This window comes from Liquorilactobacillus sucicola DSM 21376 = JCM 15457 (genome assembly GCF_000612445.1).
Lineage (GTDB): Bacteria > Bacillota > Bacilli > Lactobacillales > Lactobacillaceae > Liquorilactobacillus > Liquorilactobacillus sucicola.
Genome location: NZ_BALC01000003.1, coordinates 376,242 through 402,418, shown reverse-complemented (window position 1 = coordinate 402,418; position 26,177 = coordinate 376,242). Strand labels below are relative to the sequence as shown.

Here is a 26,177-nt window from a genome sequence, read left to right as displayed (position 1 = left end):
GAAGACCCTACACATTTGATTCGTCGAAACTTTGTTCAGTTTTCAAAGATCTACTTTTGTTTTCATGCTAACTAAATTCAAGTTAGCTTTTTAAGTTTACCATACATTCAAAACACTGTCAATGTTTTTTTGCATCGCCAACTCAATCAACAACATTTATTACTATACGCTCATCACTCATAAACGTCAAGCTCAAATTTAAATTATATTTTTTCGCTGCGCCACTTCAATATGTATATAAAAGCAAGCAATAACGTTGTTAACCAACTCTCCCCTTATATCTAATCATATAAGATATAAAGGAAGAGCTGGTTTAGTATATTTAAATAAGAAAATCAGCAAGCCGTTTATTTCGAACTTGCTGATTTCCTTATTTAAACATAGATTTTGTTTTCAAAACACTCTTACTTATTTAACGACTTTCGCTAAGAAATAACGTTTTTTGCCCCTGCGTGCAATTACGAACTTTCCATCAAAAGATTTCGTTGGATCGATTTCAAATTTTAAGTCGCGTATACGCTCTCCGTTAATGTAAATAGCGCCATTCGTCACGTCCTCTCTTGCTTGACGCTTTGATTTTTCAATTTGCGTATTTACTAACCATTCAATGATATTCTCAGATTTTGCTTCGATATCAACCGTTGGCATATTTTTAAAGCCTTGTTCGATTTCAGCAGCAGTAAGGTCCTTAACTTCGCCAGAGAAAAGTGCCTTTGAAATATGCTCTGCCTGTTCTACCGCTTCTTTTCCATGAACGAAAGAAGTTACTTCTTCCGCTAAACGCCGTTGTGCTTCTCTTTTTTCTGGTTCGCTCTTTAACTTCTCTGCTAGATTTTCAATTTCATTAAAATCCAAGAACGTGAAAAACTTCAGGTACTTCACAACATCCCTATCATCTTGATTCAACCAAAATTGGTAAAATTCATAAGGAGTCGTCTTTTCAGGATCAAGCCAAACTGCTCCACCTTCAGTTTTACCAAATTTTGTTCCATCAGCCTTAAGCATCAATGGAATCGTTAGCGCAAAAACCTTAGCATCAGCGCCCTCAATTTTGTGAATCATATCAATTCCTGCTGTGATATTGCCCCATTGATCACCACCACCGATTTGAAGTTGAATATCATTATGCTTGTAAAGATGATGAAAATCTATTGACTGCAGTATTTGATACGTAAATTCAGTAAAAGAGATTCCGACTTCTAGACGGCTAGCAACGACTTCTTTATTAAGCATTGTATTAACATTGAAAAGTTTACCATAATTTCTTAAAAATCCTAACAAGTCTATTTGTGACAACCAATCATGATTGTTCACAATCGTGATATTATCTGCTCCAAACAGACTCTTCATCTGTTTTGTAAGACTTTGTTCATTATGATGCACACGCTCCATTGATTGCAAGACCCTTTCCGCTTTTTTCCCAGATGGATCTCCGATTGAGCCAGTTCCACCGCCAATTAAAATATGGGCACGGTGTCCTGCCATCTGAAATCTTTTAAGCATTATAAAAGGAATCAAGTGTCCAATATGCAAACTATCACCTGTTGGATCAACCCCACAATAAACTCCAATTGAATTTTCTTCTGTTAACTTCTTTAGGCCCTCCTCATCAGAGGTCTGGTTGATTGCACCCCGCCATTTCAATTCGTCAATAATATTCATAAAAATACCTCCTAGTTTATTTACTAATAAAAAAGTCCCTAATACTTAAAAAGTATTAGGGACGAATAATCATTTCCGCGTTACCACCCAGATTGCCACAAAAGGCCAGCTCAAGTCATCGATATTGAGATGAACCATCTCAGCTCCACAGTGTAATTCGTTCATTAGCATACCTTGATTTCCAGCACCATCAAGTTTCTTAAGTAGCGGCTAAATCCCTACTGTTTGCTTCATCGCTGTCGTTGGTAGAAGTCTACCTTATTGATGTTTGAAAGTCAATAGCATTATTAATTATGCTTCTTCACTTAATTTCTTCTGACATTCTGGGCATAGCCCGTAAACCTCATACTGACTGTTAAAGACCTGAAAACCAGTTTCAAGTCGTGCATGCTCTTCATTCTTTTTATACTTGTCATCAAAAACGTCTACAATTTTATTGCAGTTCACACAAATCACATGATAGTGTGGAACCTCAAAGTAATCATAACGCATATGTCCACCGCTGTCCGCCGCAATTTCAATAATCAAGTTGTTGTCAATCAACAGCTGCAACGTATTATATACAGTTGCTAGGCTAACACTGAAACCGTTACCCCTTACATAGTTAAAAATCATCTCAATTGATGGATGATCATGCGATGTCATCAGATAAGACAATATTACTTGTCTCTGAGGTGTGTTTTTTATCTTATATTCTTTTAATTTATCAGCAGCAGCCAATAGTGTTTTCTGCTCTTGTACCATTACTTACAATCCTCCCATACATTTCACACCGCAATTGATAATCATTCTCGAATAGTATTATACTCTAAAAAATTCAAAGTTGTCCATAATAAAAACGCTTTTTCATTCAAATGTAATAAAATCAAAAAAATATCATATAGTAATTTTTAAAATTCATGTTGATAAGCAACGGTACTATGCCCATTGTTAGATAGAACCTGCATCTGATCAGGTATCTTATCACGTAATGCGCCAACATGACTAATAATGCCGAATAGTCTATTAGTTCCTTCAATTGTTTGTAAGGCTTCTAATGCCGTTTCTAAAGCATCTTCGTCTAAAGAACCAAATCCTTCATCAATAAAGAGTGCTTCAATACTTGAACCTCCATTTATACTTTGCAACACCTCACCTAAAGCCAAGGACAATGCTAACGCTGCTATAAAGCTTTCCCCACCTGATAAAGTGTGAACACTCCTTACTTTACCAGTATTGTCATCAAAAACATTGATTTCAAGACCTGTGTCCGTCGCATGCGTTCCATTATTTTTATCTAACTTAAACGCATATCTCCCTTGAGATAGCCTTGTTAAATGATCGTTTGCGATCAATAATACCTTAGTCAAGTAACTTCTCAAAACATAACGCTCAAGACTTAACTTCAGATTTCCCTTTCCGTTCATAACTTCCGCTAATTGATTCCAAGAGGCTAACTCTTCTAATTTTTTTTGCTGATCGCTCCACAAGGAAGCTACCTGCTCACAAATTTTTTCGTCACTTTGATAAATCTGCTTGTATCTAGCAACTTCATCAGCTACTTCTTCCCGTTTACTTCTTGCAACTGTTAACTCTTTTCTTATTTCTTCAAGCTGAGGTTCTTCTGCATTTTTTGTGTGCTCTGCCAACTGATCAATCTTTGTTTTTATAGTCAGTAATTTTTCTTCGTGCTTCTTTATTTCAGTTTGATACTCTGCTGTTTTAGGCAATTCTTTTAACTGCTCTTGTATGAAAAGTTCATTAACTTCAAAATTACAATTTTTCGCCGCTAGCTGTACTTTGGCAACTAATTGATATTTGTTTTTTTCCTCGTCTATAAGCTGTTCCTGACAGTTTTTTATTTCTATTTTGCATGCTGTTATTGCCAACACAGTTTGTTCAACTTCCTTTTGAAGCTTATCCACTTTGGCATCATAGACTGTTATTCTTTTTTGCTGTTTCTTCAAAAGTCCTTGCAGTTCTTCCAATGTGTCAAAGCCTATTGGTAATTGTTCGTTCAGTCGTTTTACTGTAGTTTCAGCCTGAGCAAGCTCAATTGCAACCTTTCGAATATTGTTTTCTTTAGCTTCTATCTTTTTTTGAAGCTGCTTTCTTTCATTCTGCAAAAGCCTTATTTTTTTTGCTGCTTCAGCCGCTTCAAACTCTTTGGCTTCAAGGTCCTTCTTTTTTTGCAGCAGCTCCTTCGCCTGCTGGTCAAGTTTAAGCTTCAAAGAAGTAAGATCATTGGTTACAATTGTGCCCATTATCCTTTCTGCAAATTTTTTATACTGTTCTTGGTAGCTACTTTTTTCTGTGTCATATTGGTCTTTCTTAGCTTGATACTCACCCTTATATGAGTGATAGACACTGGCAGTATTTTTCGAGTTGACCTCTGCTTCTTTTACTTTCTCTTCTGTAACTTCCCTAACTTTCTCAATCTTTACAGGTGCAGGGTGAGTACGTGAACCGCACACAGGGCAAGGTGTTCCAGACTTCAAGTGCTGACTCGTTGAATCTGTGTTAAAGCAAAATCATTATCCAATTGAATATAGAGCTCCTGTGCATGCTGCTTGCTTGCACAGGCCTTATTTAAGGCTTTTTCAAGTTTGTGGAGTTCGATCTGTTTATGTTTTAATTCTGCATCCATCTTCACTAAGTTTTCTAACTGATTTTGTCTTTCAGTAAGCTTCGATGCTTTTTTCTGAACTATCATTGCTTCTATATTTATAGCATCTTTTTTTTCAATTTTTGTTTCCTGTTTTGCAATAGTTTCTTCTATAGAAAGATATTTATTTCGTGAGTTTTTCAATTCGGCTTGTGCCATGTTCAATTTAACTGCCAGGTCCGACCATTTTGTGTGCCATAATGCTGCTCGTTTGAAAAGTTCAACTTGCTCTTTTCCTTTCATTAATGATACGCGCAACTTATTTATCGTTTCAGATTGTTCCTGCAATTCTAATTGCTCTTGTTTTTTTCCTACATTTTGCGTTCTATTCCGTTGTAGTTCTGCTTTTTTACTATCAATTATTTTGGCTAGCTTTTCGCTCTTATTTCTTGCGTCTTCCAAATTAAAAAATAATTCCTTGTTTCTTGCTACCCATTCTAATTTCAGTAATTCTTCTCTTAAAATACTGATATGTTTCTCTTGCCCTTCCAAAAAAGAATACTGTTTTTTTAATTCCTTCATTTTGATCAGATCATCGTGCAATTGACACTTTTCACGATAATCCGCAGCTATTTTTTCAATAATCGCGTCTTGCTTGCTTAGTTTTCTGTTGCCCTCTTGAACTTTTAGTTTCTCCGTAGTCAATTGATTCTCAAGCTCTTTAAGCCATTGGGCTATGTCACCGTTACTTTCAATTCCCTGAATTTGAGATTGCAGCACCTTAATAGTTTGACTCTGTTGCTCATTTGCCTGAATAACTAGCTTCGCACGTTTTCGAATATCTTCCGACCATTGATAATAGAAGATGGTCCCAAACAACTCGCGCAGCAAACTCTCTTTGTCGTTACTATTTGCCATGAGAAAACGCCTGAACTTTCCCTGAGGCAACAAAATGATTTGTGTAAACTGTTCCGCTGTTAAATGCAGCAAGTCCCTTAAATAGTTGTTGACAACTGGTACTTTAGTCAACACTTTTTCTTTTTTCTTATCATCTTCAAAAGTGAGTTCGACTTTAGCATTATTCTCACGCATACCTTTTCCACGTTTTTTTAGCCAAAAGCTGCTTAGGCTGCCGCATAATACGGTACACTTTCCCATGATGCTCAAAAGCAAAATTAACACTTGTTACTTCTGTTGCTTTAGCAAAGTCCGAGCGCATTTGTTCTGGCTGTCTCTCCATTCCTGAGGTTTTACCAAACAATGCGAAACACATTGCATCAAAGAGTGTCGTTTTCCCACTCCCAGTCTTTCCACTTATCAAAAATAGAGGTGTTTCTTCAAATGAGGTAAAATCAATTATCTGCGATTCATATGGTCCAAAGTTTTGCATCTCTAGTGTTAAGGGCTTCATAAACCTCTCTCCTTTTCAAGTTTGCTCAAACTCTCCGCGGCCCACTTCTTTTGTTCAGCAGAAAGTTCTTCATCGGTGATTTCATGAAAGAAGTTTGCTAACAGCTGCATTGGGTCCAAATCTAAATTGACATTCTCCCTATCGATTTCATTCTTCTCTCTACCATATGCACGTTCTAGGCTAATGATTCGCGGATAATAATTGCGTAAGTTGTTCATAACATCTGGAATAATCGCTTTGTCCGTCAATTTGACTGCAACATATGACTCGGGCGAAATCTGATTGAACATCTCTGGTGAAATAAGCTCTTGATATGATTTAGTCAAAACAATAAGATCATGCAGTGGAATCACTGGTACAAAAATACATTTAAAAGGATCGGTATCAACTATCCAGACCCCCTTTTGCAGATCGGCCTCCGAAGTAGAGAATTTAAGCAGTGACCCGCTATATTTTATTCGTTCTTGCCTTAAAGCATCTTTGTTATGCAAATGTCCTAACGCAACATAATCAAAATCTTGCAATAACTTGTCAGGAACAGCATTCAATCCACCTACTTCTATTTTAGTTTCAGAATCAGTTTTAGAGCTGCCGGCAACGAAGAAATGCGCTACTAAAACATGCTTTTTCTTTGGATCAAATTTAGTTTCCATTTCTTCAACAATTCGTTTCAAAGCAGTTTCAATGTCATTCAAACTGGCATCTTCAAATAAATTACGGGCTTGATAAGGTTGAAAATATGGCAGCAGAAAAAACTGTGTGTCTTCAAATTCGACTGGTTGAATAGCTTCAGCCAAATTTGTTGTCAAAAAATACTGTGTTGCTTTAAACCATTCATGTCCTGTATCCAGCCTTGCAGCTGAATCATGGTTCCCACTAATTGCTAAAATAGGTTTCCCTAATTTTAGGTTCAATTCAATAATCATTTGATTCAATTGTTCGACTGCAGCTTCACTCGGCAGTGCGCGATCATAAAGATCGCCAGCAATTACAACCGCATCAACTTTTTGTTCCAAAGCAATTTTTTTCACTTGCTCAAAAGCAGCATTCTGTTCTTCAACCAGATCAAAACCATGTAGTTTTTTCCCAATATGCCAGTCCGCCGTATGTAAAAATCTCATTTTCTACCCCCCACGTCTAATCAACAGTTCATTTGCACCTGATTATACCATGTCAATTTTACCTCCATAAAAAAGTAAGTACCAGTCTTGATGATTCACACTGATACTTACTTTTTTGAAATTCTAATCTTACTTAGTCCAGAATTTCTTTAATCTGTCTAACCATTGATAATTCTTCATTGGTTGGGACAAGCATTATTTTTGTTTTCGAGGCTGAACTTGAAATAACTCCTTCTTTGCCAGCTGTATTCAACTGCGGATCAATTTCCATGCCAAGTGCAGCTAGTTTAGCGATTACTTGGCTGCGCAACTTAACATTATTTTCCCCAATACCGCCAGCAAAGACTAACACGTCTATTCCCCCTAGTTCAGCGAAGTAACTGCCAACATACTTAACTATTCTATTAATAAATATATCAACAGTCAGTTGAACACGCGGATCGTCCTTTTGTTTAGCATAATCTCGCATGTCAGGTGAGATTCCAGAAACCCCAAGAAGTCCTGATTTGGTATTCAACATTTCAAGTGTTTCTTCAACCGTCAAATCAAGTTTCTTCATCAAGTAGGGGATAACGGACGGATCGACATCCCCAGCTCTAGTGCCCATTGTCAATCCTGTTAGGGGTGTGAAGCCCATTGATGTGTCAAATGCTTTTCCGTCTTTTTCAGCTGCTACTGAAGCTCCACTCCCCAGATGTAATGTAACCATCTTAAGTGAAGATAATGGTTTCTTCAACAATTTCGCAGCACGCTTGGAAATATAATCATGGCTTATCCCATGTTCACCATATCTTCTAATTCCAAACTTTTGTGTATATTCATAGGGAATACTGTAGATAGCATTCATTTCGGGAAGATCCGTAAAAAACTGACTATCAAAAACCGCATACTGCGGTATCATAGGTAGTGCTTTTTGCATAATTTCAATGTATTCGATCTCAGTTGGGTTATGCAGCGGCGCAAAATCGCTCAGTTTTTTTAATTGCTGCAACTTGTCCTCAGTTATCTTAACAGCATGCCTGAATAGCTGACCTCCTGCAACCACTCTATGTCCGATCCCATCTATCTCCGTTAATTGTGCAATAATTTTGAGATCCTTGAGTTTTTCAAAGATCATTGAAGCTGCACGTTCATAGGAAAGATTATCCACATTTTCAGCATATTTCTTTGCCCCATATGCAACTTCAAAGATCGAGCCCGGCATATTGATTCGTTCAACAAGACCTTTTGCAACAACCTCTTCAGTAGTAGATTCGAATAGTTTCCACTTTACAGAAGAACTTCCTGCATTCACCAACAGTATTCTACCCAATTGACGCACCTCCACTTTCTTTCATCTTAAATTATATAATATTTCATTCACTCTTTCAGCTGTCACTCGCAAAAACATCTATTCTATTTTTGGAAATATCATCAAACAGTAATTTCGATTGTTGGGGCTTTGGCTAAATACTTCAAAATTACTAGTTCTTTCTATATTGGAGATATTTTTATTCTTGTTTTTGTTAGAAATTATATTTGAGACGTCACTTTTTAACAATTTACGGTATTAATTATTTCAAAACGTCCTTTTTTTGTCACAATTCTCCAAATTTAACGTTAAAAACATACTGTCAAACATTTTTCTGAACTTTTTTTCTTTTTTTTCAAAAAAAAAGGATCTTTTTTAGTACTGAAAACACACTTTTTGTCACATTTAGTTTTTAAATGCAAAATTTGCTTTATGACTATTAAATCAAGGATTATCTTTGTTTACTTTTAAAAAAGCTCTGTAAAAATATTACGAAATATTACAAATATGAAAAAATATTACGAAAAACACGTAAATAGTAATTTGACTGCTACTTTGTTGTTATATTCACCAGTTATACTAATCACTGTTGAATCGATCAAGGGTGATCGAAGGAAAGCGTGGTTAATACCACATAGGCAAAAATCACAGGAGTGAATATATAAATATGGATATTAAGAAAATTTTATTGTCAGCTGCAACTATAACAGGAATTTTAACAGCTGGCACCATCGCTGCAAATGCTGATACTGTTACCGTCAAAGCTGGGGATACAGTTTCTCATATCGCATCAGCAAATAACACAACGGTTTCTGCAATTGAAAAAGCAAACAGCTTGTCAAACGTTAACTTGATTTTCGTTGGTCAACAACTTGAAGTTGGCGGAGATGCAAACAATGCAGCATCTACTCAACAAGCTACTACTGAAACACCACAAGCACCTGCTGCTAACGCACAGCCTGCTCAACAACAACAACCAAAAGCTCAAGCACCTGTTGCTAGCGCTCAACCTGCTCAACAACAGGCAAAAGCTCAGGCACCTGCTGCTAGTGCTCAACCTGCTCAACAGCAAACTCAAAACTCGACACCTGCTGCTAACACACAGCCTGCTCAGCAACAAGTTTCAACGTCATCTGCGTCTACATCAAATTCTTCTTCCTCAGAAGAGTCTGCTAAGGCTTGGATCGCTAACCGTGAGTCAGGTGGTAGCTATTCAGCAACAAATGGTCAATACTATGGTAAATACCAGTTATCAAAATCTTACCTGAACGGTGACTACTCAGCAGCTAACCAAGAACGTGTTGCTGAACAGTACGTTCAACAACGTTATGGCTCATGGGCAAATGCTCAAAAGCATTCACAAGAAACTGGTTGGTACTAAGATAAAAATTAATTTTAAACTTTAAAAAAGCTTCAAGTCGGATGAATATCTGACTTGGAGCTTTTTTGTTGTGTATTACTCTTTCTTGGTATCAATGTAAACAGCTTGTTTCCCCATCTGGTTATAGGCTTCTTCAAAGTCATTCCAATTAACAGCTTGATTTTTTTGTCCATACGGATTATTGATATAAACTAAATTGCTTTTTCTATCAAAACCTGTGATGACCACACTGTGCTCGGAAAAAGTTATTTTCATCTTCCCCTGAGGCGTGTCCCAATCTTGAAAATCATCGACCGGTGCAAATGTTGCTGTCGTTATTGTCCAAACCGGATGACCTTCCTCTAATTTTTCGATAACCTTATCAAATTTTTGTCCACTTAAATCTTTAGCATTATCAGTATATTTTTCCGCCAGATCCATAATTGGACCATGATAAACTCCTAAGCCTGGTTCCGCTCCAGTTACATCCCCTACAAACCCAACATGTGGATTACCATGCTGTCCATTTTCATAATTCATTGGAACCGTCTTTATCTTGTCGCCTAACTCATTCTTAGTAACATTTATATCGTAATAGTTCAGTAGCATAGCCAAAGAAGTAACTTCACATCCATTGTAGAGTGTCGGATCGTCTAATTGATTAAGTAACGGAACATTCATTTTAACATGATTAACTTTCTTTTCTTTTTGATCTTCGTTTGACAAACTTTCATTCATGATATGATCAACATCACTTACAAATGGAAGTTTCTGCAGATTGCCCGTAAGTGCTAATCCGCCAAGATATGTTCCTGCACCCAATAACACAATAATCACCAGTACAGGTCCAAGCATCCCTTTCTGGTGTCTTTTCAATTTCTGTCCCCTCCATTCACAATAGTATAACCATTTCCAGTGATAATAATTTTCAATGGTAACAAGTAACATATTAGCACAAAAAATGAGTTTAGCCACATTCTATAGTTAAAAATTTCTTCGATCAACGACTGTTGCTTTCTTCAATGAATGGATTCCTTAAAAAAGGAACTGTGTCAAAAAGTTTTGACACAGTCCCTCTTTTATTCCGTATAAACGTGTTCCATAAGTCACACTCTCTCGAAACTAACTGATAGTTTTTATATATTTTAATTCACTCACGACTAAGTGTTTTACAATTATTTTGATGCACGAATAGACGCTAAATATTTTTGACTTTTTTCTTCATCAAATTCCTTTTCTGATTTTCCAATGATAACAGCTGCTAAAGAATTCCCTGCAACATTGACAACTGTTCGGCCCATATCCACTAAACGATCAATACCAGCAATAAACGTTAACCCCTGCATCGGAACACCTATTGAAGATACAGTTGCCAAGAGAACAACGAACGAAGCCCCTGGGACTCCAGCCATTCCCTTTGAAGTGATCATCAAAACGACTGCTAAGGTCACTTGCTGACCAATTGACAAATGAATGCCATAAGCTTGTGCCAAAAAAAGTGCTGCTAATGATTGGTAAATGGCAGAACCGTCAAGATTAAAAGTATAACCTGTCGGAACAACAAATGAAACTATCCCTTGGTTAACACCAAATTTATCCATTTTATCAATAATCTTAGGTAAAACTGCCTCAGAACTTGCCGTTGAGAAAGCCAAAACCATTTCATCTTTAATAACATGCAATAAATGCCATATATTCAGCTTGAACATTTTGGCAACCAAACCCATGACAACTATTATGAAAATGGCCATAGTCATATATGCAAGCAAAATAAAATAACTTAATGGAGCTAATGCATTGATTCCCATTTGTGCGACTGTCGCGCCAATCAGTGCACAAACACCTATTGGTGCTGCTTTCATAACCCAGTTGGTTACCTTAAACATTACCTCTGAGACGGCACGAAAGAAATCTAGAATAATTATTCCCTTTTTCCCAAGCGCAGCTGTTCCCAAGCCAAAGAAAACAGAGAAAAAAATAATTGGAAGCATATCGCCCGCACTCAGCGATTTGAAAATGTTTGTTGGTATTATTCCCATAAAGATTGACCAAAGGCCACTATGTTTGGCAGATTTAGCTGTTTCAACATACTGACTGATATTCTGTCCATGCAGCTGATGAACGTTTATGTAATCGCCAGGATGAAATATATTCCCAACAATCAATCCTAATATGATTGCAACAGTTGTCATAACTTCGAAGTAAATTAGAGTTTTACCGCCAACACGACCTAACTTGCCAATATCCCCCATATTTGCTATTCCCACTATCAAACAAGAAACAACAATCGGAAGAACAATCATTTGAATCAGACTGATAAACATAGTTCCAATATTTTGCATGGCCATGGTTGCCGTTTGATTGCCATAAAAAATGACCCCTAGTATGATACCCAAAACTAAGCCGATCAAAATCTGCCAGCCAAGATTTATTCGCCAAATTCTATAATGCTTCATTCCTTTTCTCCCTCATCATAATCTAATTTAGATAACAAATATTAAAATTCATCATCTTTTGAAGCTGTAATAATTAAAATCTCCACATTAAAGATAATCTTAGCAAAAAAAAGGTATTTATAAAACACAAAAAATGATATTTATTTTTTTTATAAAATTTCATTTTTGTGAATACCAGTCTTCAAACCCAAAATAACAGCTTTATTCATTCAAAAAAAGCAGAATAGTTTGACTATCATTGTAAGACAAATTCGATAATACAGGATAAAAAAACAATAAGGCTGGGCTCATTTCTACTGTCCCCTGTTACCATTTAAAATAGGGTATTTACTCAAATACCATTTGATTCGTATAAAGTTCATAGTAGAAGCCCTTTTCCTTCAACAATTGTTGATGGCTTCCCTCTTCTATGATATTGCCATCCTTAAGCACAATAATATCATTTGCCTTAATAATTGTTTTTAAACGGTGTGCGATAACAAAACTCGTTCTCCCAGCAATAACATTATCCATTGCCTTTTGAATTTTTTCTTCAGTTACCATATCTACATTCGAGGTTGCCTCATCTAAAATCAAAAACGGCGGATTAGTCAATATTGTTCTTGCAATACTAATCAGTTGTTTTTGACCCGTTGAAAACAAAGCATCAGCATCGCTTATCTTAGTTGCGTAACCCGCAGGAAGTGATTTGATAAAATCATGAATATGAGCTTGTTTAGCAGCAGATATCATCTCAACGTCAGTTGCATGCGGCTTACCAAATTTGATATTTTCAGCTATGGTCCCAGTAAACAAAACAGAATCTTGCAACACTATTCCTACATTTTTACGCAATTCTTTGAGCTTTATCTTATTTATATCAGTTCCATCAAATAAAATCTGACCATCATTCACATCATAGAAACGATTCAATAGATTCATGACCGTGGTTTTCCCTGAGCCGGTTGGCCCAACCAATGCAATCATTTTTCCCTTTTCAACGTGAATATTTAATCCATGCAAAATTTCTTTGTCCTTATCATATCCAAAACGAATATCCCTCAACTCTACGCCCTGCTTGATTCCATCTAACTCTTTTCCGTTAATATTCACCTGTTCCTCTGCTTGCAAGTGCACATCTGCAAGTCTTTTGGCGCCTGTTAATGCTAGTTGCAACATTGAAAACATTGATGTTATTTGGGTGATGGGTTGAAAATATTGTTGTGAATACTGGACAAACATAACGATCAGCCCAAGACCAACAGCCTTCTCCATGTTATCATTCACTACCATCCACGACCCAAAGGCAATGACAATCGCAAGATTCAATAACGACAGACCTTGCATGAGCGGAAAAAGCAGTCCCGAATAGAGTTGTCCCTTAAAAGTAGCCCGTCGTACTCGCTCATTCTTTTCTTTAAATCCCGCTAACGATTGCTTTTGCAACCCATTAGTTATGATTATTTTTTCCCCATTGATCTGCTCGTTAATATAACCATTCAGCCTGCCAATTTCTTCTTGTTGCAAATCAATATTGTAACGGGCCTTTCTGACAATAAACAGAGCTACTATAATGACTAGTGGTGTTGAGGCAACAGTTGCTAAGGCCATTTTCACATTCAAAGAGAACATAATCCAAACCGTTCCGATGTAAAGCGCTGTTTGTGATATCAATTCAAAAATAGCTTGATTCATTGCATTGAAAATGTTATCCAAATCGGAAGTAAATAACGATAGAATTTTTCCATCTTGATGTCGATCGAAATAACGAATCGTCATCCTTTGTAATTTACCGAATAAGCCGATTCGCATCCGATTAGTAGACATAGCATTGATACGCGATGTCCACAAACTTGAAATCAGCATCGTTGCTACATTCATCCCATAAAAAAGCAGCAAAGCCCACAGCGCGTTGTAAAAGTACTGCAAAGAGGCCTGTCCACGGGTAGCTGGATTCGCATACTTAGCTAAGTATTTGCTTAAATCAGTAATTGCATTTCCCATATAAGTTGGTGCTTTCACCTGAAACCACGTTGAGATAACTGTTAGTACAACAACAAACAGCAGCCCTTTCCAATATTTTTTTAAGTTTACTGCAAAATAATTTAAAGCTCTTTTAGTATCTTTCATCATCTGTTCACCTCGCTTATTTTTTTGAAACCTGCGCAGCATATATCTCTCTATAGATTGGCGAGGTTTGCAACAATTCCTTATGGCTGCCAGCTGCTGCAAGTTTTCCTTTGTCCAAGACCAATATTTTATCTGCTTGAATGACAGAAGCAATCTTTTCAGCAATTATAAAGACCGTTGTCTTTTTCAAGTCTCTTTCCAAAGCTTCTTGCACCTTCTTCTCGGACTTAGCATCCAGCGCAGAAGTCGAATCATCTAATATTAAAATTTGCGGTTTCCCAATAAGACCACGTGCTATAGACAAGCGCTGCTTCTGCCCCCCGGACAGATTTGCAGATCTTTCTTCAATTCTATGTTCGAACCCATCATCGTAGCGCTCAACAAATTCCAGTGACTGAGAAACTTCCGCTGACCAGCGTAATTCTGCGTCCGTTGCATCTTGCTTTCCCTGCCGCAGATTCTCAGCAATAGTTCCTGAAAAAAGTACCGCACGTTGTAAAACATAACTAACTGTCTTGCGCAATGAAGGTTCGCTGACTTCTTTCAGATCCTTCCCCCTACATAAACAGTACCTTCAGTGGGATCATACAAGCGCGGAATTAATTGTGCCATCGTTGTTTTTCCGGAACCGGTTGCTCCAACTATTCCAACAGTTTGACCAGGTTTCACGTTAAAACTGATGTTACTTAAAGACGGCTCCGCGGAATTTGGATAGCTGAATGAAACATTTTCAAATTCAACGCTGCCGTTTAAATTCTCTTGTGCAGCATCTTTTTTATAAACAACATCGGAGTCAGTTTTTAATACTTCCTTAATTCTCCTCAGAGATATCAGTCCACGTGAAGACATCATCATCGTCATTGCACCAATAATAATGGCAAACATCAACTGCATTAAATACGAGATAAAAGAAGCAATTGCTGCTAGATCATCTGGATGATCTGCTATCCCCACTCCAACAAAGTAGATAGCCAGCAGTATCATCAAATTCGAAATAAGTGTAAAGGCTGGGATCATCAACGAAAAAAGATAACCAATACTAAGATGCAAGCCCTGAATTTGATCAGAAGAAGCAGTGAATTTCTTGATCTCATTTTCTTCTTGATTAAAGGATTTCACAACCCTAATGCCTTGCATTGATTCTTGTGCAATTGTATTCAACTTATCCATCCATTTTTGAAACTTAGCAAAGAAACGACCCATTTTTGAAAAAACAAGTCCGGAAAGGCCGAAAACACAAACCACCATTAAGATCTCGATCCACCAAAGCCGTGGAATCGTCAAAACACCGAGCACAAAAGCTCCTACGAATAAAATTGGAATGCGAAAAAGCTGCATAAAAGCAGTCATTATCAGATTCAGAACTTGATTCATGTCGTTAATCAATCTAACAACCAAACTTCCAGATGAAAACTTTTCAATATTTCCAAATGAAAAAGTTTGAATTTTTTTGTAAACTTCAGCGCGTAAATCAGTCGTTACGGATTGTGCTATTTTCGCAGAAAAATACGTACTGGCAATTCCCGCCATGATACCTACTAGTGCCAATCCAATCAGCTGAATCCCATAATTTCTAACTGCCATAGAATCATCCGAAATTATAGCCTTCATAATATTTTGCAATAATCTTGCTGCCATAACGAGCTCATTGCAAGTATGATGACAGCCAAAACAGCCCCAATTATAGAACTATAATTATTTTTTAGATACGGTTTTAATATTTCCATAGTTATGCTGCTTTCTAAAACGCTCTACCTGTGTGTAGTAATCAGATTTACACACGCGTTTTTGTTTTCCTATACCTAACCTTCGTCCTACTGCTAGTCATTTTTTAGCATAAAATAGTGTTGCAGAGCATAAATAACATAATAAAACAGCCATTGTCTTTTAGACAATCAGCTGCCTGTTTCATTGACACTATATTTAATACAACACTTGGTTCAAGAAGTGGAACAAACATTCGGTATACACCCTATCTTATAGAAATTGCTCTGTTTATTCAATTAATTTGCCACATTTATTTGTTTAACTCTCAAGTCAAAGTTTTAGTGCATCCGGATTGCAGTTTATGGGTAATTTAGATTACTATTTTTATGTGAATTAACCTAAAAATTAAAAAGTTAATTAGTTTACTTTATATAAATGACCCCCTCTTTAATATTTATGACAAGAAAACATTGTAATTTGAAATGCAATCCTCTAGAATGATATCCATGTGCTTTATAACTTTTTCACAATTAAAAAGGAGGAACATTTTCAATGGATTCATCTTTGGTTATTTCGTGGTGGGCAGCTTTAGCTGGTTTAGCAATTGCTATTATACTAATACTTAGAAGGCTTAATCCAGTCTATTCTCTTATCTTAGGAGCGATTATTGGTTCTTTGCTTGGAGGGGCAAATCTTGTTCAAACATTGGACATTTTGATAAAAGGCTCGCAAAGTGTGATGGGAACTGTTCTACGTGTCTTAGCAGCAGGTATGCTAGCAGGAGTTATGATGGAATCAGGTGCAGCTGACACACTGGCTAGAGCGATTGTTACTAAACTAGGTGATCGTTTTGCCATCTTATCACTAGCTCTCGCGACAATGGTGATTACCGCCGTCGGTGTTTTTATTCCCGTTGCAGTTCTAATTGTTGCTCCAATTGCTCTTGAAGTTGGAAAGAAAATGCACCTTTCAAAACTAGCTTTACTGGTCGCTCTATCTGGTGGTGGAAAAGCAGGGAACATTATTTCACCCAATCCCAACACAATTGCAGCTGCTAAAGGTTTCAATCTAGAGTTGAGCCAAGTTATGATTGCAGATTTTATTCCCGCGCTATTTGCTTTGCTTGCGACTGTTATTATTGCTAGTCTGCTCAAAAACAAGGGAACTGCTATACTTGACGCAGATTTAGAAAATTTGACTTCCGATCCGAAGACAAAAACATTTCCTTCTTTAAAATCTTCGTTGGTAACACCGGTGCTCGCAATCGTGTTACTTCTTTTGAATCCGATTGGTTCTATCTTTCATATTTCTTTTTTAACTAAATTGAATCTCGATGCGCTGTATGTCTTGCCTATTGCTGCTATTGCTGGTGCTTTAGCAATGAAGCAGGGAAATAAAATCAAAGATTTCGCTAAATCTGGAATTGACCGTATGACTGACGTTGTTTTAATTTTGATTGGTGCAGGCACAATTGGTGCCACAATCACGACTTCTGACCTGCCCGCTAAAATTATTTTGCTTATCAATATGGGGCATATTCCTGGTGTTCTACTAGCTCCTATCTCCGGTGTTTTAATGGCAGCTGCTTCCGCCTCAACTTCGACTGGGGTAATTCTCGCGACAGGCTCCTTCTCCAAGGCGATCCTTGGATTTGGTGTAACTCCTTTAGCAGCAGCGACCATGATTCACACTGGTGGAATAGTTATTGATCAACTACCCCATGGAAATTATTTTCATGTTACCGCAAATGCGATGCACATGAACATCAAAGAGCGTTCGCGCGCTATACTATATGAAGCATTGGTTGGTGCCACAGCTATGATTGCTGCAACTATTATGTATGGCTTTTTACATCTGTAATCAAAAAATAGGAGGTTGGATCATGAAATTCGTAATTGCACCTGATTCATTTAAAGGCAGTATGACTGCCAAAGAAGTTGCTGAAGCGATTGCTGAAGGTATCAGTAAAGTCTTTCCAGCTGCTGAATATGAACTAATCCCAATGGCTGACGGAGGTGAAGGAACTGTCCAGTCTTTGGTGGATGCAACAGCAGGGAAGTTGCTGACCAAGGAAGTCACCGGTCCGCTTGCAAAGAAAGTTACAGCGACATATGGTCTTCTAGGTAATGGGAAAACTGCTGTCATTGAGATGGCTGAAGCTAGTGGGATCGGTTATGTTGATGAACAAACTAAAGATCCTTTAAAAACAACCACTTACGGTACTGGGGAGCTTATCATTGATGCTTTAAATCATGGAGTATCTAGTATTATACTAGGCATTGGAGGAAGTGCTACTAACGATGGAGGCGCTGGAATGGCGCAGGCTATCGGAGTCAGTTTGCTGGATGCAGCTAATCACGAACTGAGTTTAGGCGGTGGCGAACTCAACAAACTGCACCATATTGATACCACACAGATCGACAAACGATTAGCTAACACAGAGATCTTAATCGCTTCTGATGTCGTTAATCCTTTGGTGGGGCCTAATGGCGCTTCAGCGGTTTTTGGTCCGCAAAAAGGAGCAACTCCTGAAATGGTCAAGACTTTAGACTCCAACTTAAAACATTATGCTTCCATAATTGAACAAGAACTTGGAAAGAGCCTCGCTGAGTTTCCAGGCGCTGGTGCAGCAGGAGGACTTGGTGCAGGTCTTTTAGCCTTTACACAGTCAAAAATGGCCAAGGGAATCGATATTGTTGTGGAGTACAGTCATTTGAAAGAAAGAGCGAAAGATGCTGACTTTGTTTTTACTGGCGAAGGTGGAATTGATTTTCAAACTAAATTTGGAAAAACACCTTACGGAGTTGCACTTGCAACTAAGAAAACTGCTCCAAATGCTCCCGTAATAGCGTTAGCTGGCAATGTTGGCAAGAAAATCGCTGATCTCTATCAAAAAGATGCGATTGATGCGATTTTTGCGACCGTTTCTGGTGCTAAGTCCCTAAAACAGGCTTTTGAAGATGGCAGCAAAGACATTGCACAAACAGCAGAAAATATTGCACGTTTAATTGCAGTAATACCTAAGCACTAACCATATGATTTTTCCGTAAAATTATCTAAACTAAAGGTTATTCTTAAAAAATGGATTCATCAATAACTAAGATTCTAATGAACATTGAACTATGGGTAATTGCCGGTCAAATTTAAAGACTGGGTTATTAAAATGCGTTACAATGACACAGAACTAGATAAACATAGAGAAAATCGTGCCATAAATCGGCAACTTTTTAGCAACAATTTCAAATTATAAGCATCGAAAATCCTTTACGTTTAGTAATTCAAAGCTAACAGAGAGGGTGCTAGACCGAAAATAAATTTTGGTCTAGCACCCTCTCTGTTTTTAAAATCAACGTGTTTCAATAGTCGGTGTTTTCCATTTAACCACACAATTACTCATAGTAAAAATCAGATTTTCCAACTACTCACAGTACACTTTTCTCAGCAACACATCAATAGTAGTCATTATTTCTGAACAATTACAGACCTCAATCATTATTTCGATACTTCTGTAATTTCTCATCAGTTGTCAGTAAATGCTTTTCAGGCGCATAACTGAGTTTAATATAGTTACTGAGCATCTCTGCGCCAGCGGCGACACAAGCTTGCTGAATAGCCGGTATCAGGGCCACCAACTCATCCAGATTTCCTTCAATCGTTGTTTCAAACGAGCCAACTTCATAATTTAACCCGCTTGCTTTAATCTCAGCAATCGCTGCATCAACAATTTTTATTAATTTTTCAGTGTCTGTTTCTTGTGGCAAAACCTGAATTGCCATTGCTGCATTATTCAAGTGTTATTCCTCCCTATAGTCCAATAAAGATTTGACCAGCTTGTTTTCAGCCGCTGCCTGTGCTTCATCATTTTGCACAGAATCAAATTACCTCTATTATACATCTATATGCCTGAAGGAACATTCAGCACTTCTTAGTGTTCACGTTTAACAATTTAAATTTGTTCCAACGCTTGTTTTAAATCCGCAATCAAATCATCAACATTTTCAATACCAACAGATATTCTAATCAAATCAGGTGTAATTCCAGTTTCCTTGAGCTCTTCTTCATTCAATTGTGCATGTGTCGTTGATGCAGGGTGAATGATTAATGATTTTGCATCGCCCACATTAGCAAGTAGTGAGAATAACTTTAAATGTTCAATCAAACTCTTACCGGCTGCTTCTCCCCCGACCAATCCTAAAGTAAAAATTGATCCAACTCCATTTGGAAAATCACGCTTAGCTAATTCATGATAAGGGTTATCCTCCAATTCTGGATATTTAACCCAAGCTACCTTCGGATGATCCTTTAAAAATGCAATAATTTTTCTTGCATTAGAAACATGACGTTCTACTCGCAGTGAGAGGCTCTCAAGCCCTTGGAGCAGTAAGAAAGAATTGAAGGGGCTGATTGTTGCGCCCGTGTCGCGAAGACTCTCAGCACGGACTTTAGTCGTGAAAGCTCCACCTTCAAGCTCGGCAAATACTAACCCACTGTATTGATCATTAGGTGTCGTAAACCCTGGATATCGACCACTTTTCTTATAATCAAATTTTCCATTTTCAACAATCACACCACCCATGGTCGTCCCGTGTCCCCCAATAAACTTAGTTGCAGATTCAATGACAACGTCTGCACCATGTTCCAGAGGGCGATAGAGGTACGGCGATGCAAATGTATTATCGACTAGCACTAGCAGGCCATTATCGTGCGCGATTTTTGAAATTGCCTCTACATCTACCAAGTTAATATCAGGATTACCAATCGTTTCCAAATAGATTGCCTTAGTATGTTCATTTATTGCTGCCTCAAAATTAGCTGGATCGTCAGGATGAACAAAGTGAGTTTTTATACCTAGTTTGGGTAAAGTAACATTGAACAGATTGAAGGTACCACCGTACAGAGTGCTGGCAGCTACTATCTCGTCTCCTTGTCCAGCTATGTTAGTAATAGCTGCAGTAACCGCTGCTGCACCTGTTGCAAGCGTTACACCACTTGTCCCATGTTCCAAGGCAGCAACACGTTCATCAACAACAGCCGTTGTCGGATTAGTCAAGCGATTGTAAATATTGCCAGGCTCTTTGAGTCCAAAACGATCCGCTGCCTGTTTGGCGTCCTTAAAAACATAAGATGTTGTTTGATAAATGGGTACGGCTCTGGCACCCGTTTCATCAACTTTTTGTCCCGCATGTACCTGTAATGTTTCAAAGTTTAGTTCTGTTTTACCCATTTTAAACTCCTCCTTGTTTAACCAATGATTTTAATAGCAACAATAAGATAAATGTCAATAAAAAAAGTCCCTGCAATATTTACTATTGCAGGGACGTCATAGACGCGGTACCACCCAACTTCACCAAGTCATCGCTGACTCAGACTCATCGGCACAAATAATGCCTAGGACTGTATCGTGCCCTAACGAACCATTGGCTTGCACCGCTGATTATGACTCCGAGTTCATCTTCAACTAATTCTATCCGCTCATTTTCACCCACCTGAGCTCTCTTCAAGGAAAGAAGTTCATCTACTCTTCTCATCAACATCTAATTTATTATTTATCACATTCTAACACTGACTTTTTGAGGTGTCAATCTATTTTATCCTTTTATTTTTTTAAAACTAAACCTCAAACAACTTATCTCCGGGCACAGAACATAGTGCTATTCATTGCTTTTGGATAACTAACTGTACATTACAAAAACGTTTTGACCTTGCCTGTAAAAAAATGGCAGGTATAGAAAACGTACTTACATTACATAGTATAAGGTTAAAAAAGTGGATATTCGTAACTTGCAGTTACTGCCCAAAGTCCAACAGCTTTCGGAGTACACACTCGAACCAGCCAAGTCTTAAATCGTTTATTTCTAGAATAAAGGGCTAACCTTTGCTAGAATAAGTATATACCAATTAAGCAACATAAGGAGCTGCTGATGAAAAAGAAATTAATTCATAAAACATATATTCGCACTATAATCCTCATTATCGCTTTAGAAATAATTGTCATTTCTGTTAACTTTTTTTATGCACCAATCAATATTGCTGCAGGTGGAGCTACAGGAATCGCTATCCTACTTGACGCAGCATTCGGGGTGAACCGTGCCTTATCTGTTCTGATTATTAACATCGTCATGATTATTTTTGCAGCACTTTTTCTTGATAAACAGATCGTTCGCAACATTACCCTTGGCAGTTTTTTATTGCCTATCTTGATGTACATTACACCAAGTTTCAAAATCGTATCTGATCCCTTGTTGGCAGTCATTCTTGGTGGGGCAACTTTTGCAGTTGGTATTGCAACACTGTACCGCATTGGCGCTTCAAGCGGAGGCACAACTGTTCCACCAATGATTTTAAAAAAGCATTTTCATATTAATGCACCCTTGTCGCTACTAGCTATCGATCTCCTCGTAACATTCTTTAATGTTTTTGTAGCTGGCCTCAATGCCTTTTTCCTCGCTGCATTTTCTTTAGTCATCACTTCACTTGTCATGCGTTATATTGAAGCTGGTCTTGATCACAAATATCAGCTTCACATCATGAGCCAGACAAAGCTAGCTGAAATTCAGGAAATGATCTTAAAAGAAGATCATAGCTTAACAATTTTTGATGTCCATGGCGGTTACAGTGCCAACGAAAAAGAAATCTTAATGGTAGTTGTTGATAATCAAAGTTATGGTCCGCTTGTTAGGAGAATTCATATTATTGATCCAGATGCCTTCATCATAACTTCAAATGTCGTCAATGTTCACGGCGGTCGCTTTGGAATTTGATAATCTAGTTAACCTTTCAGAACATACTTTATCAATGCTTTGGCTGCCCCATCATCATCGTTACCAGTCGTCACAAAGTTTGCAGCCTTCTTCACTTTTTCGGGAGCGTTACCCATTGCTACACCAATTCCTGCTGCCTGCAGCATAGGAACGTCATTAAACTGATCGCCTATGGTTAAAATTTCTCTAGGTTTCAGCTGATAATATTCTGCTAGTTCCCTGACAGCACTTTCCTTTGATACCGTTGCTGCAACTACCTCTAAGTAGTTCTCCTTTGACAAATAAAATGTTATTCCTTCAAGATTTATTTCTTTTAAATAATTGAATAATTTCTGAATTTCTCCTTTTTCACCAATCAGCAGAAGTTTGTGTATTTCTGCTGTTTTGTTCTCGTTCAACTTTTTAAAACTGGTCTTTTCTGGTACAAACTTAGTAATGCGACTTTCTTCGCGAATCCACTTGTCTTCTTTTTCTACAAACCACTTATCTCTTGCGTAAACACTTAAAGAAAAATCTGGCGAAACTGCCTTGACCGCTTCCAACACGCTGCAAACTGCTTCATATGCCATGGGATGGCTCTTTATTTGCCGTATTGGAACAGAAGGACTGCCTATTCTAAAAATAAAAGCTCCATTGTAACTAACTAAAGGATCATCGTGTATGCCCAACAACTCAGCAATTGGCACAATTCCTTGCGGTGCACGTGCAGAGGCTAGAACTAACGGTATATTTCTTGCACACATATTTTTTACTGTATCCCTCAATTTTGCGGTAACCCTGTGTTTGGTGGTTAGAATAGTTCCGTCAATGTCGCTGACTACCAGTTTTACTCTGTAAGTCATCAATGCTTCCCCCTGTCTAATAATCTAAAATAAAAAAACTGATAGTAATTTTTAGTTATTCCTAATTACTATCAGCTTCTAATAATTGATTCTAGTTTAACCTAAAAATCCAAGCCATTTCCCTAAAATACCTAATCCGAAAATTGCAAAGATTATCAGTAGTGGGTTAACACCTTTTTTCAGTAACCATGAAACGAAAAGTGTCAATATCAGTGCAAGCATTCCAGGCATAACTGAATCTAAAATATCTTGAACTGTTTGTGTTTTGCCATTAATCTTTGTTGCAACAATTGGAATATTGATCGTTGTCCATTTTGAAACTAATGCACCCATAACGAACAGCCCAACAATGGATGCCCCCTCCGTTAATTTCTTAATGCGGCCACCGGCCATATCTTGGATGATTTCGCTTCCCTTAGTATAGCCATAGCGTAGAAAGTACCATTTACACGTCAGACGGATCACATTAATCAATACAAAGAACAGCAGCGGTCCAATAATACTGCCTGTCATCGCGATTCCTGCACCCAATGCTGCTAGTACTGGACGAGATGTTCCCCAGAAGAGTGGATCGCCGACGCCCGCCAAGGGACCCATTAAACCAATCTTCATAGCCGCAATCGCTGTTTCATCCACTTTACCAGTGTTGGCCTTTTCTTCTTCCATTGCAGCAGTTACACCAAAAATAGGTGCTGTCAGCCATGGATGTGTGTTAAACCACTCCATATGTCGTGAAAGAGCCTCATTACGTTCTTTACCCGGTTTATACAATCTTTTGATTGCCGGAATCATAACAAAACAGAAACCCATGTTTTGCGCACGTTCAAAGTTAAAAGAACCTAGCAAAAACATTGAACGGAAAAACATACTGTTAAGATCTTTATTAGTCAACGCAACTTTATTTTGTCCAGTTTGTGTTGTTTGCATTTTAAAATCCCCCTAATCATCCAAATCATCATCTAGATCATCGTCAGCTGCACTGCTACTGTTTCCTTGCTGAGCTGAACCAGCACTAGCGGTGGCAGTCTGCGCACGATTATTTTTTCCACTGTATTCAAGTTGAAGATATAACAATGCGAGAATCAATCCTAAACCACCAAAACCTACTAAGTTAAATTTAGTGAATGCTGCAAACAAGAAACCAAGATAGAAAAATGGCTTCAATTCAGGAACATCCATCATATTGATAACCATTGCATACCCTACAACAACGATGATTCCACCACCAATTTGTAATCCTCCAGTAATGACTGTTGGAATCGATTTAAGCACACCTTCTACTGCAGAGGTGCTAAGTGCTAGGACAATCCCCGTTGGTATCATGACACGTAAAGCCTGCAAGCCAAGCGCAATAACGTGCATCCATTCAATTGCCCGATACCTGCCCTTTTGTGCAAAATCGTCACCCTTATGAACGAAGAAAACAACAATTGTTCTTACAAATATAGTCAAAGCTTGACCAGCAGCGGCCAACGGAACGGCGATCGCAATCCCTTCACCAATACTTGTGTGCGTATTGATTACTAACAATGTCGAAATAACGGAAGCTAATGCCGTGTCAGGTGCCATTGCTAACCCAACATTCATCCAGCCAAGAGCCATCATTTCAAGTGTCCCGCCTAAAATAATACCTGTTTTTACATCTCCTAAAATAAGACCAATTAACGTACAAGCAACTAAGGGACGATGAGTTTGCGCCTCATCAAGAACGGATCCCATACCTGCAATCCCCGCAACAAGCAATACTAAAATAATCTGTATGATATTCACAGTAACTCCTCCTTTAACGAGTTAGATTTTTTGTTTTAAAATCTTGATAAAATCTTGACTGGAATCCCCTGGAAGCTGACGTAATTCCAATTTAACTCCCATCTCATTTAATTTCTCAAATGCCTTTACATCTTCTGGAGCAACACTAACTGCTTCCGTGACCTGCTTCTTTCTAGGATCGAATCTCATTCCACCAACATTAACAGTTGTAATATCAACTCCGCTTTCAATCGCTTCAACTATTTCCGCTGGATTACCGAAAAGAAGCATTGCAGTTGTATCTGCATATTTGGGATTTTTGAAAACCCGCCCCATTTTTTCAGGTGTGACTGCATTTGCCTTCACATTCGATGGAGCAACTGACAAAACCAATGTTTTACGCATCGGATCTTCCGCAACTTCATCGCTGACCACAATAATTCTTTCAGCTGGGAGCAATTTAATCCATTTAGTTAAAACTTGTCCATGAATGTATCTATCGTCAATTCGAGCTACTGTAATTTTCATAATAAATCATCCTCCTCATTGTCTGCCTGATCTGCTAACTTCTTTGTCTGATCGGAAAAAACTTTAAAACTTTCAGTATTTGTTTCCTTCAGGTGCTGAACGATTTTCCTTAGAGAACTTGTTTGCGCCATTCCCAATGCTTCAAGGACCATTGGCAGGTTTACACCCGTAACAATGTCGATGCTCTCATTTCCAAAAGCCAATTGAATTGCAGCATTATAGGGACTTCCGCCGAAAAGATCTACTAAGAAAAGAAACTCATTTTCTGTGGGATAGTTCTTTAGTGTACTTTCGTAATGCTTTTTTATATCCTCCAATCCCTCCCCTTTTTTGAAGGGAACTGCAACTACATCATCATTTTCGCCAAAGATCATCCTCACTGCACTTAAGATCCCTGTTGAGATTTCTCCATGCCCTGAAATAATAAGTTTTACCATAATCAATCCTCCTTTAAACTTACTTACACTTTTTATATAGCAAGAAGCATGCCAACATTTAAGCTTCTTGCAGAAAAGCTGATTTAATAATGTTTATATTTAAAGAGCCATAACCTGTTCTAAAAAAAGTAGAAACAGGTTATGGCTCTTTTGATACAA

The 26,177-nt window shown here is 37.9% G+C and carries 21 protein-coding genes and 1 pseudogene; 4 read left to right on the top strand and 18 right to left on the bottom strand.

The window, feature by feature from the left end:
• Nucleotides 1–408: 408 nt before the first annotated feature.
• The 7 genes from tyrS to JCM15457_RS07185 form a co-directional block, all read right to left on the bottom strand.
• Nucleotides 409–1,662: a tyrosine--tRNA ligase gene (tyrS, locus tag JCM15457_RS07210; protein ID WP_034988750.1), complete on the bottom strand. Its 1,254-nt coding sequence runs from the start codon at nt 1,660–1,662 to the stop codon at nt 409–411.
• A 291-nt stretch (nt 1,663–1,953) separates the two neighbouring features.
• Nucleotides 1,954–2,406 carry a Fur family transcriptional regulator gene (locus JCM15457_RS07205; protein WP_034988748.1) on the bottom strand — a complete coding sequence of 151 codons (453 nt, stop codon included), beginning with the start codon at nt 2,404–2,406 and terminating at the stop codon, nt 1,954–1,956.
• 146 nt (nt 2,407–2,552) lie between these two features.
• A complete protein-coding gene (locus JCM15457_RS07200; RefSeq protein ID WP_034988745.1) occupies nt 2,553–4,139 on the bottom strand; it encodes an SbcC/MukB-like Walker B domain-containing protein in 1,587 nt (528 codons plus the stop codon).
• A complete protein-coding gene (locus tag JCM15457_RS11940) occupies nt 4,136–5,338 on the bottom strand; it encodes a hypothetical protein (protein WP_081778218.1) in 1,203 nt (400 codons plus the stop codon). Before JCM15457_RS11940 ends, JCM15457_RS07200 begins: the two co-directional genes overlap by 4 nt.
• Nucleotides 5,331–5,657 (bottom strand): AAA family ATPase, encoded by a 327-nt coding sequence (locus tag JCM15457_RS07195; RefSeq protein WP_081778217.1) that lies wholly within the window; start codon nt 5,655–5,657, stop codon nt 5,331–5,333. The genes JCM15457_RS11940 and JCM15457_RS07195 overlap by 8 nt, the downstream gene beginning before the upstream one ends.
• Nucleotides 5,654–6,778: an exonuclease SbcCD subunit D gene (locus JCM15457_RS07190; protein WP_034988744.1), complete on the bottom strand. Its 1,125-nt coding sequence runs from the start codon at nt 6,776–6,778 to the stop codon at nt 5,654–5,656. The genes JCM15457_RS07195 and JCM15457_RS07190 overlap by 4 nt, the downstream gene beginning before the upstream one ends.
• A gap of 133 nt (nt 6,779–6,911) precedes the next feature.
• On the bottom strand, nt 6,912–8,090 hold the full coding sequence (locus JCM15457_RS07185; protein WP_034988742.1) for an acetate/propionate family kinase: 1,179 nt from the start codon (nt 8,088–8,090) through the stop codon (nt 6,912–6,914).
• Nucleotides 8,091–8,736: 646 nt separating this feature from the next.
• Between JCM15457_RS07185 and apf the strand changes: the two genes are divergently transcribed.
• Nucleotides 8,737–9,450 carry an aggregation-promoting factor gene (gene apf / locus JCM15457_RS07180; RefSeq protein ID WP_034988740.1) on the top strand — a complete coding sequence of 238 codons (714 nt, stop codon included), beginning with the start codon at nt 8,737–8,739 and terminating at the stop codon, nt 9,448–9,450.
• A gap of 75 nt (nt 9,451–9,525) precedes the next feature.
• On the opposite strand, the gene JCM15457_RS07175 is transcribed toward apf, so the two are convergent.
• The 4 genes and pseudogenes from JCM15457_RS07175 to JCM15457_RS07160 all read right to left on the bottom strand — a co-directional run bounded on the left by JCM15457_RS07175 (nt 9,526) and on the right by JCM15457_RS07160 (nt 15,721).
• A complete protein-coding gene (locus JCM15457_RS07175) occupies nt 9,526–10,167 on the bottom strand; it encodes a C39 family peptidase (RefSeq protein WP_051993333.1) in 642 nt (213 codons plus the stop codon).
• Between the two features lie 437 nt (nt 10,168–10,604).
• Nucleotides 10,605–11,885, bottom strand: a complete 1,281-nt coding sequence (locus JCM15457_RS07170) for a dicarboxylate/amino acid:cation symporter (RefSeq protein WP_034988738.1) — start codon at nt 11,883–11,885, stop codon at nt 10,605–10,607.
• Between the two features lie 327 nt (nt 11,886–12,212).
• The gene (locus tag JCM15457_RS07165) at nt 12,213–13,994 is read right to left on the bottom strand and encodes an ABC transporter ATP-binding protein (protein WP_034988829.1); all 1,782 of its coding nucleotides are present in this window, start codon (nt 13,992–13,994) and stop codon (nt 12,213–12,215) included.
• A gap of 16 nt (nt 13,995–14,010) precedes the next feature.
• Nucleotides 14,011–15,721 (bottom strand): annotated as a pseudogene (locus JCM15457_RS07160) (ABC transporter ATP-binding protein).
• Nucleotides 15,722–16,253: 532 nt separating this feature from the next.
• Between JCM15457_RS07160 and JCM15457_RS07155 the strand changes: the two are divergent.
• Together JCM15457_RS07155 and JCM15457_RS07150 are read left to right on the top strand one after the other, a co-directional pair.
• Entirely contained in the window at nt 16,254–17,561 is a 1,308-nt protein-coding gene (locus JCM15457_RS07155) for a GntP family permease (RefSeq protein ID WP_034988736.1), read from the top strand.
• A 22-nt stretch (nt 17,562–17,583) separates the two neighbouring features.
• Nucleotides 17,584–18,732 carry a glycerate kinase family protein gene (locus JCM15457_RS07150; RefSeq protein ID WP_034988735.1) on the top strand — a complete coding sequence of 383 codons (1,149 nt, stop codon included), beginning with the start codon at nt 17,584–17,586 and terminating at the stop codon, nt 18,730–18,732.
• A 454-nt stretch (nt 18,733–19,186) separates the two neighbouring features.
• On the opposite strand, the gene JCM15457_RS07145 is transcribed toward JCM15457_RS07150, so the two are convergent.
• Together JCM15457_RS07145 and JCM15457_RS07140 are read right to left on the bottom strand one after the other, a co-directional pair.
• The gene (locus tag JCM15457_RS07145; RefSeq protein ID WP_201769995.1) at nt 19,187–19,492 is read right to left on the bottom strand and encodes a thiamine-binding protein; all 306 of its coding nucleotides are present in this window, start codon (nt 19,490–19,492) and stop codon (nt 19,187–19,189) included.
• 155 nt (nt 19,493–19,647) lie between these two features.
• The gene (locus JCM15457_RS07140; protein WP_034988734.1) at nt 19,648–20,925 is read right to left on the bottom strand and encodes an O-acetylhomoserine aminocarboxypropyltransferase/cysteine synthase family protein; all 1,278 of its coding nucleotides are present in this window, start codon (nt 20,923–20,925) and stop codon (nt 19,648–19,650) included.
• A 697-nt stretch (nt 20,926–21,622) separates the two neighbouring features.
• Between JCM15457_RS07140 and JCM15457_RS07135 the strand changes: the two genes are divergently transcribed.
• Nucleotides 21,623–22,462: a YitT family protein gene (locus JCM15457_RS07135; protein WP_034988733.1), complete on the top strand. Its 840-nt coding sequence runs from the start codon at nt 21,623–21,625 to the stop codon at nt 22,460–22,462.
• 8 nt (nt 22,463–22,470) lie between these two features.
• On the opposite strand, the gene JCM15457_RS07130 is transcribed toward JCM15457_RS07135, so the two are convergent.
• From JCM15457_RS07130 to JCM15457_RS07110, 5 genes are all read right to left on the bottom strand, one after another.
• Nucleotides 22,471–23,304 (bottom strand): HAD family hydrolase, encoded by an 834-nt coding sequence (locus tag JCM15457_RS07130; protein ID WP_034988731.1) that lies wholly within the window; start codon nt 23,302–23,304, stop codon nt 22,471–22,473.
• A gap of 96 nt (nt 23,305–23,400) precedes the next feature.
• Nucleotides 23,401–24,231, bottom strand: a complete 831-nt coding sequence (locus JCM15457_RS07125) for a PTS system mannose/fructose/sorbose family transporter subunit IID (RefSeq protein WP_034988729.1) — start codon at nt 24,229–24,231, stop codon at nt 23,401–23,403.
• Nucleotides 24,232–24,243: 12 nt separating this feature from the next.
• A complete protein-coding gene (locus tag JCM15457_RS07120; protein ID WP_034988728.1) occupies nt 24,244–25,074 on the bottom strand; it encodes a PTS mannose/fructose/sorbose transporter subunit IIC in 831 nt (276 codons plus the stop codon).
• Nucleotides 25,075–25,095: 21 nt separating this feature from the next.
• Nucleotides 25,096–25,581: a PTS sugar transporter subunit IIB gene (locus JCM15457_RS07115; RefSeq protein ID WP_034988726.1), complete on the bottom strand. Its 486-nt coding sequence runs from the start codon at nt 25,579–25,581 to the stop codon at nt 25,096–25,098.
• Nucleotides 25,578–26,018, bottom strand: a complete 441-nt coding sequence (locus JCM15457_RS07110) for a PTS sugar transporter subunit IIA (protein ID WP_034988725.1) — start codon at nt 26,016–26,018, stop codon at nt 25,578–25,580. Before JCM15457_RS07110 ends, JCM15457_RS07115 begins: the two co-directional genes overlap by 4 nt.
• Between the last annotated feature and the right edge of the window lie 159 nt (nt 26,019–26,177).

Coding starts and splice junctions, on each gene's coding strand:
- tyrS (WP_034988750.1), bottom strand. CDS start 1,662: ATGAATATTATTGACGAATTGAAATGGCGGGGTGCAATCAACCAGACC.
- JCM15457_RS07165 (WP_034988829.1), bottom strand. CDS start 13,994: ATGAAAGATACTAAAAGAGCTTTAAATTATTTTGCAGTAAACTTAAAA.
- JCM15457_RS07190 (WP_034988744.1), bottom strand. CDS start 6,778: ATGAGATTTTTACATACGGCGGACTGGCATATTGGGAAAAAACTACAT.
- JCM15457_RS07175 (WP_051993333.1), bottom strand. CDS start 10,167: ATGAATGAAAGTTTGTCAAACGAAGATCAAAAAGAAAAGAAAGTTAAT.
- JCM15457_RS07135 (WP_034988733.1), top strand. CDS start 21,623: ATGAAAAAGAAATTAATTCATAAAACATATATTCGCACTATAATCCTC.
- JCM15457_RS07170 (WP_034988738.1), bottom strand. CDS start 11,885: ATGAAGCATTATAGAATTTGGCGAATAAATCTTGGCTGGCAGATTTTG.
- JCM15457_RS07205 (WP_034988748.1), bottom strand. CDS start 2,406: ATGGTACAAGAGCAGAAAACACTATTGGCTGCTGCTGATAAATTAAAA.
- JCM15457_RS11940 (WP_081778218.1), bottom strand. CDS start 5,338: ATGCGTGAGAATAATGCTAAAGTCGAACTCACTTTTGAAGATGATAAG.
- JCM15457_RS07150 (WP_034988735.1), top strand. CDS start 17,584: ATGAAATTCGTAATTGCACCTGATTCATTTAAAGGCAGTATGACTGCC.
- JCM15457_RS07195 (WP_081778217.1), bottom strand. CDS start 5,657: ATGAAGCCCTTAACACTAGAGATGCAAAACTTTGGACCATATGAATCG.
- apf (WP_034988740.1), top strand. CDS start 8,737: ATGGATATTAAGAAAATTTTATTGTCAGCTGCAACTATAACAGGAATT.
- JCM15457_RS07130 (WP_034988731.1), bottom strand. CDS start 23,304: ATGACTTACAGAGTAAAACTGGTAGTCAGCGACATTGACGGAACTATT.
- JCM15457_RS07110 (WP_034988725.1), bottom strand. CDS start 26,018: ATGGTAAAACTTATTATTTCAGGGCATGGAGAAATCTCAACAGGGATC.
- JCM15457_RS07115 (WP_034988726.1), bottom strand. CDS start 25,581: ATGAAAATTACAGTAGCTCGAATTGACGATAGATACATTCATGGACAA.
- JCM15457_RS07125 (WP_034988729.1), bottom strand. CDS start 24,231: ATGCAAACAACACAAACTGGACAAAATAAAGTTGCGTTGACTAATAAA.
- JCM15457_RS07155 (WP_034988736.1), top strand. CDS start 16,254: ATGGATTCATCTTTGGTTATTTCGTGGTGGGCAGCTTTAGCTGGTTTA.
- JCM15457_RS07140 (WP_034988734.1), bottom strand. CDS start 20,925: ATGGGTAAAACAGAACTAAACTTTGAAACATTACAGGTACATGCGGGA.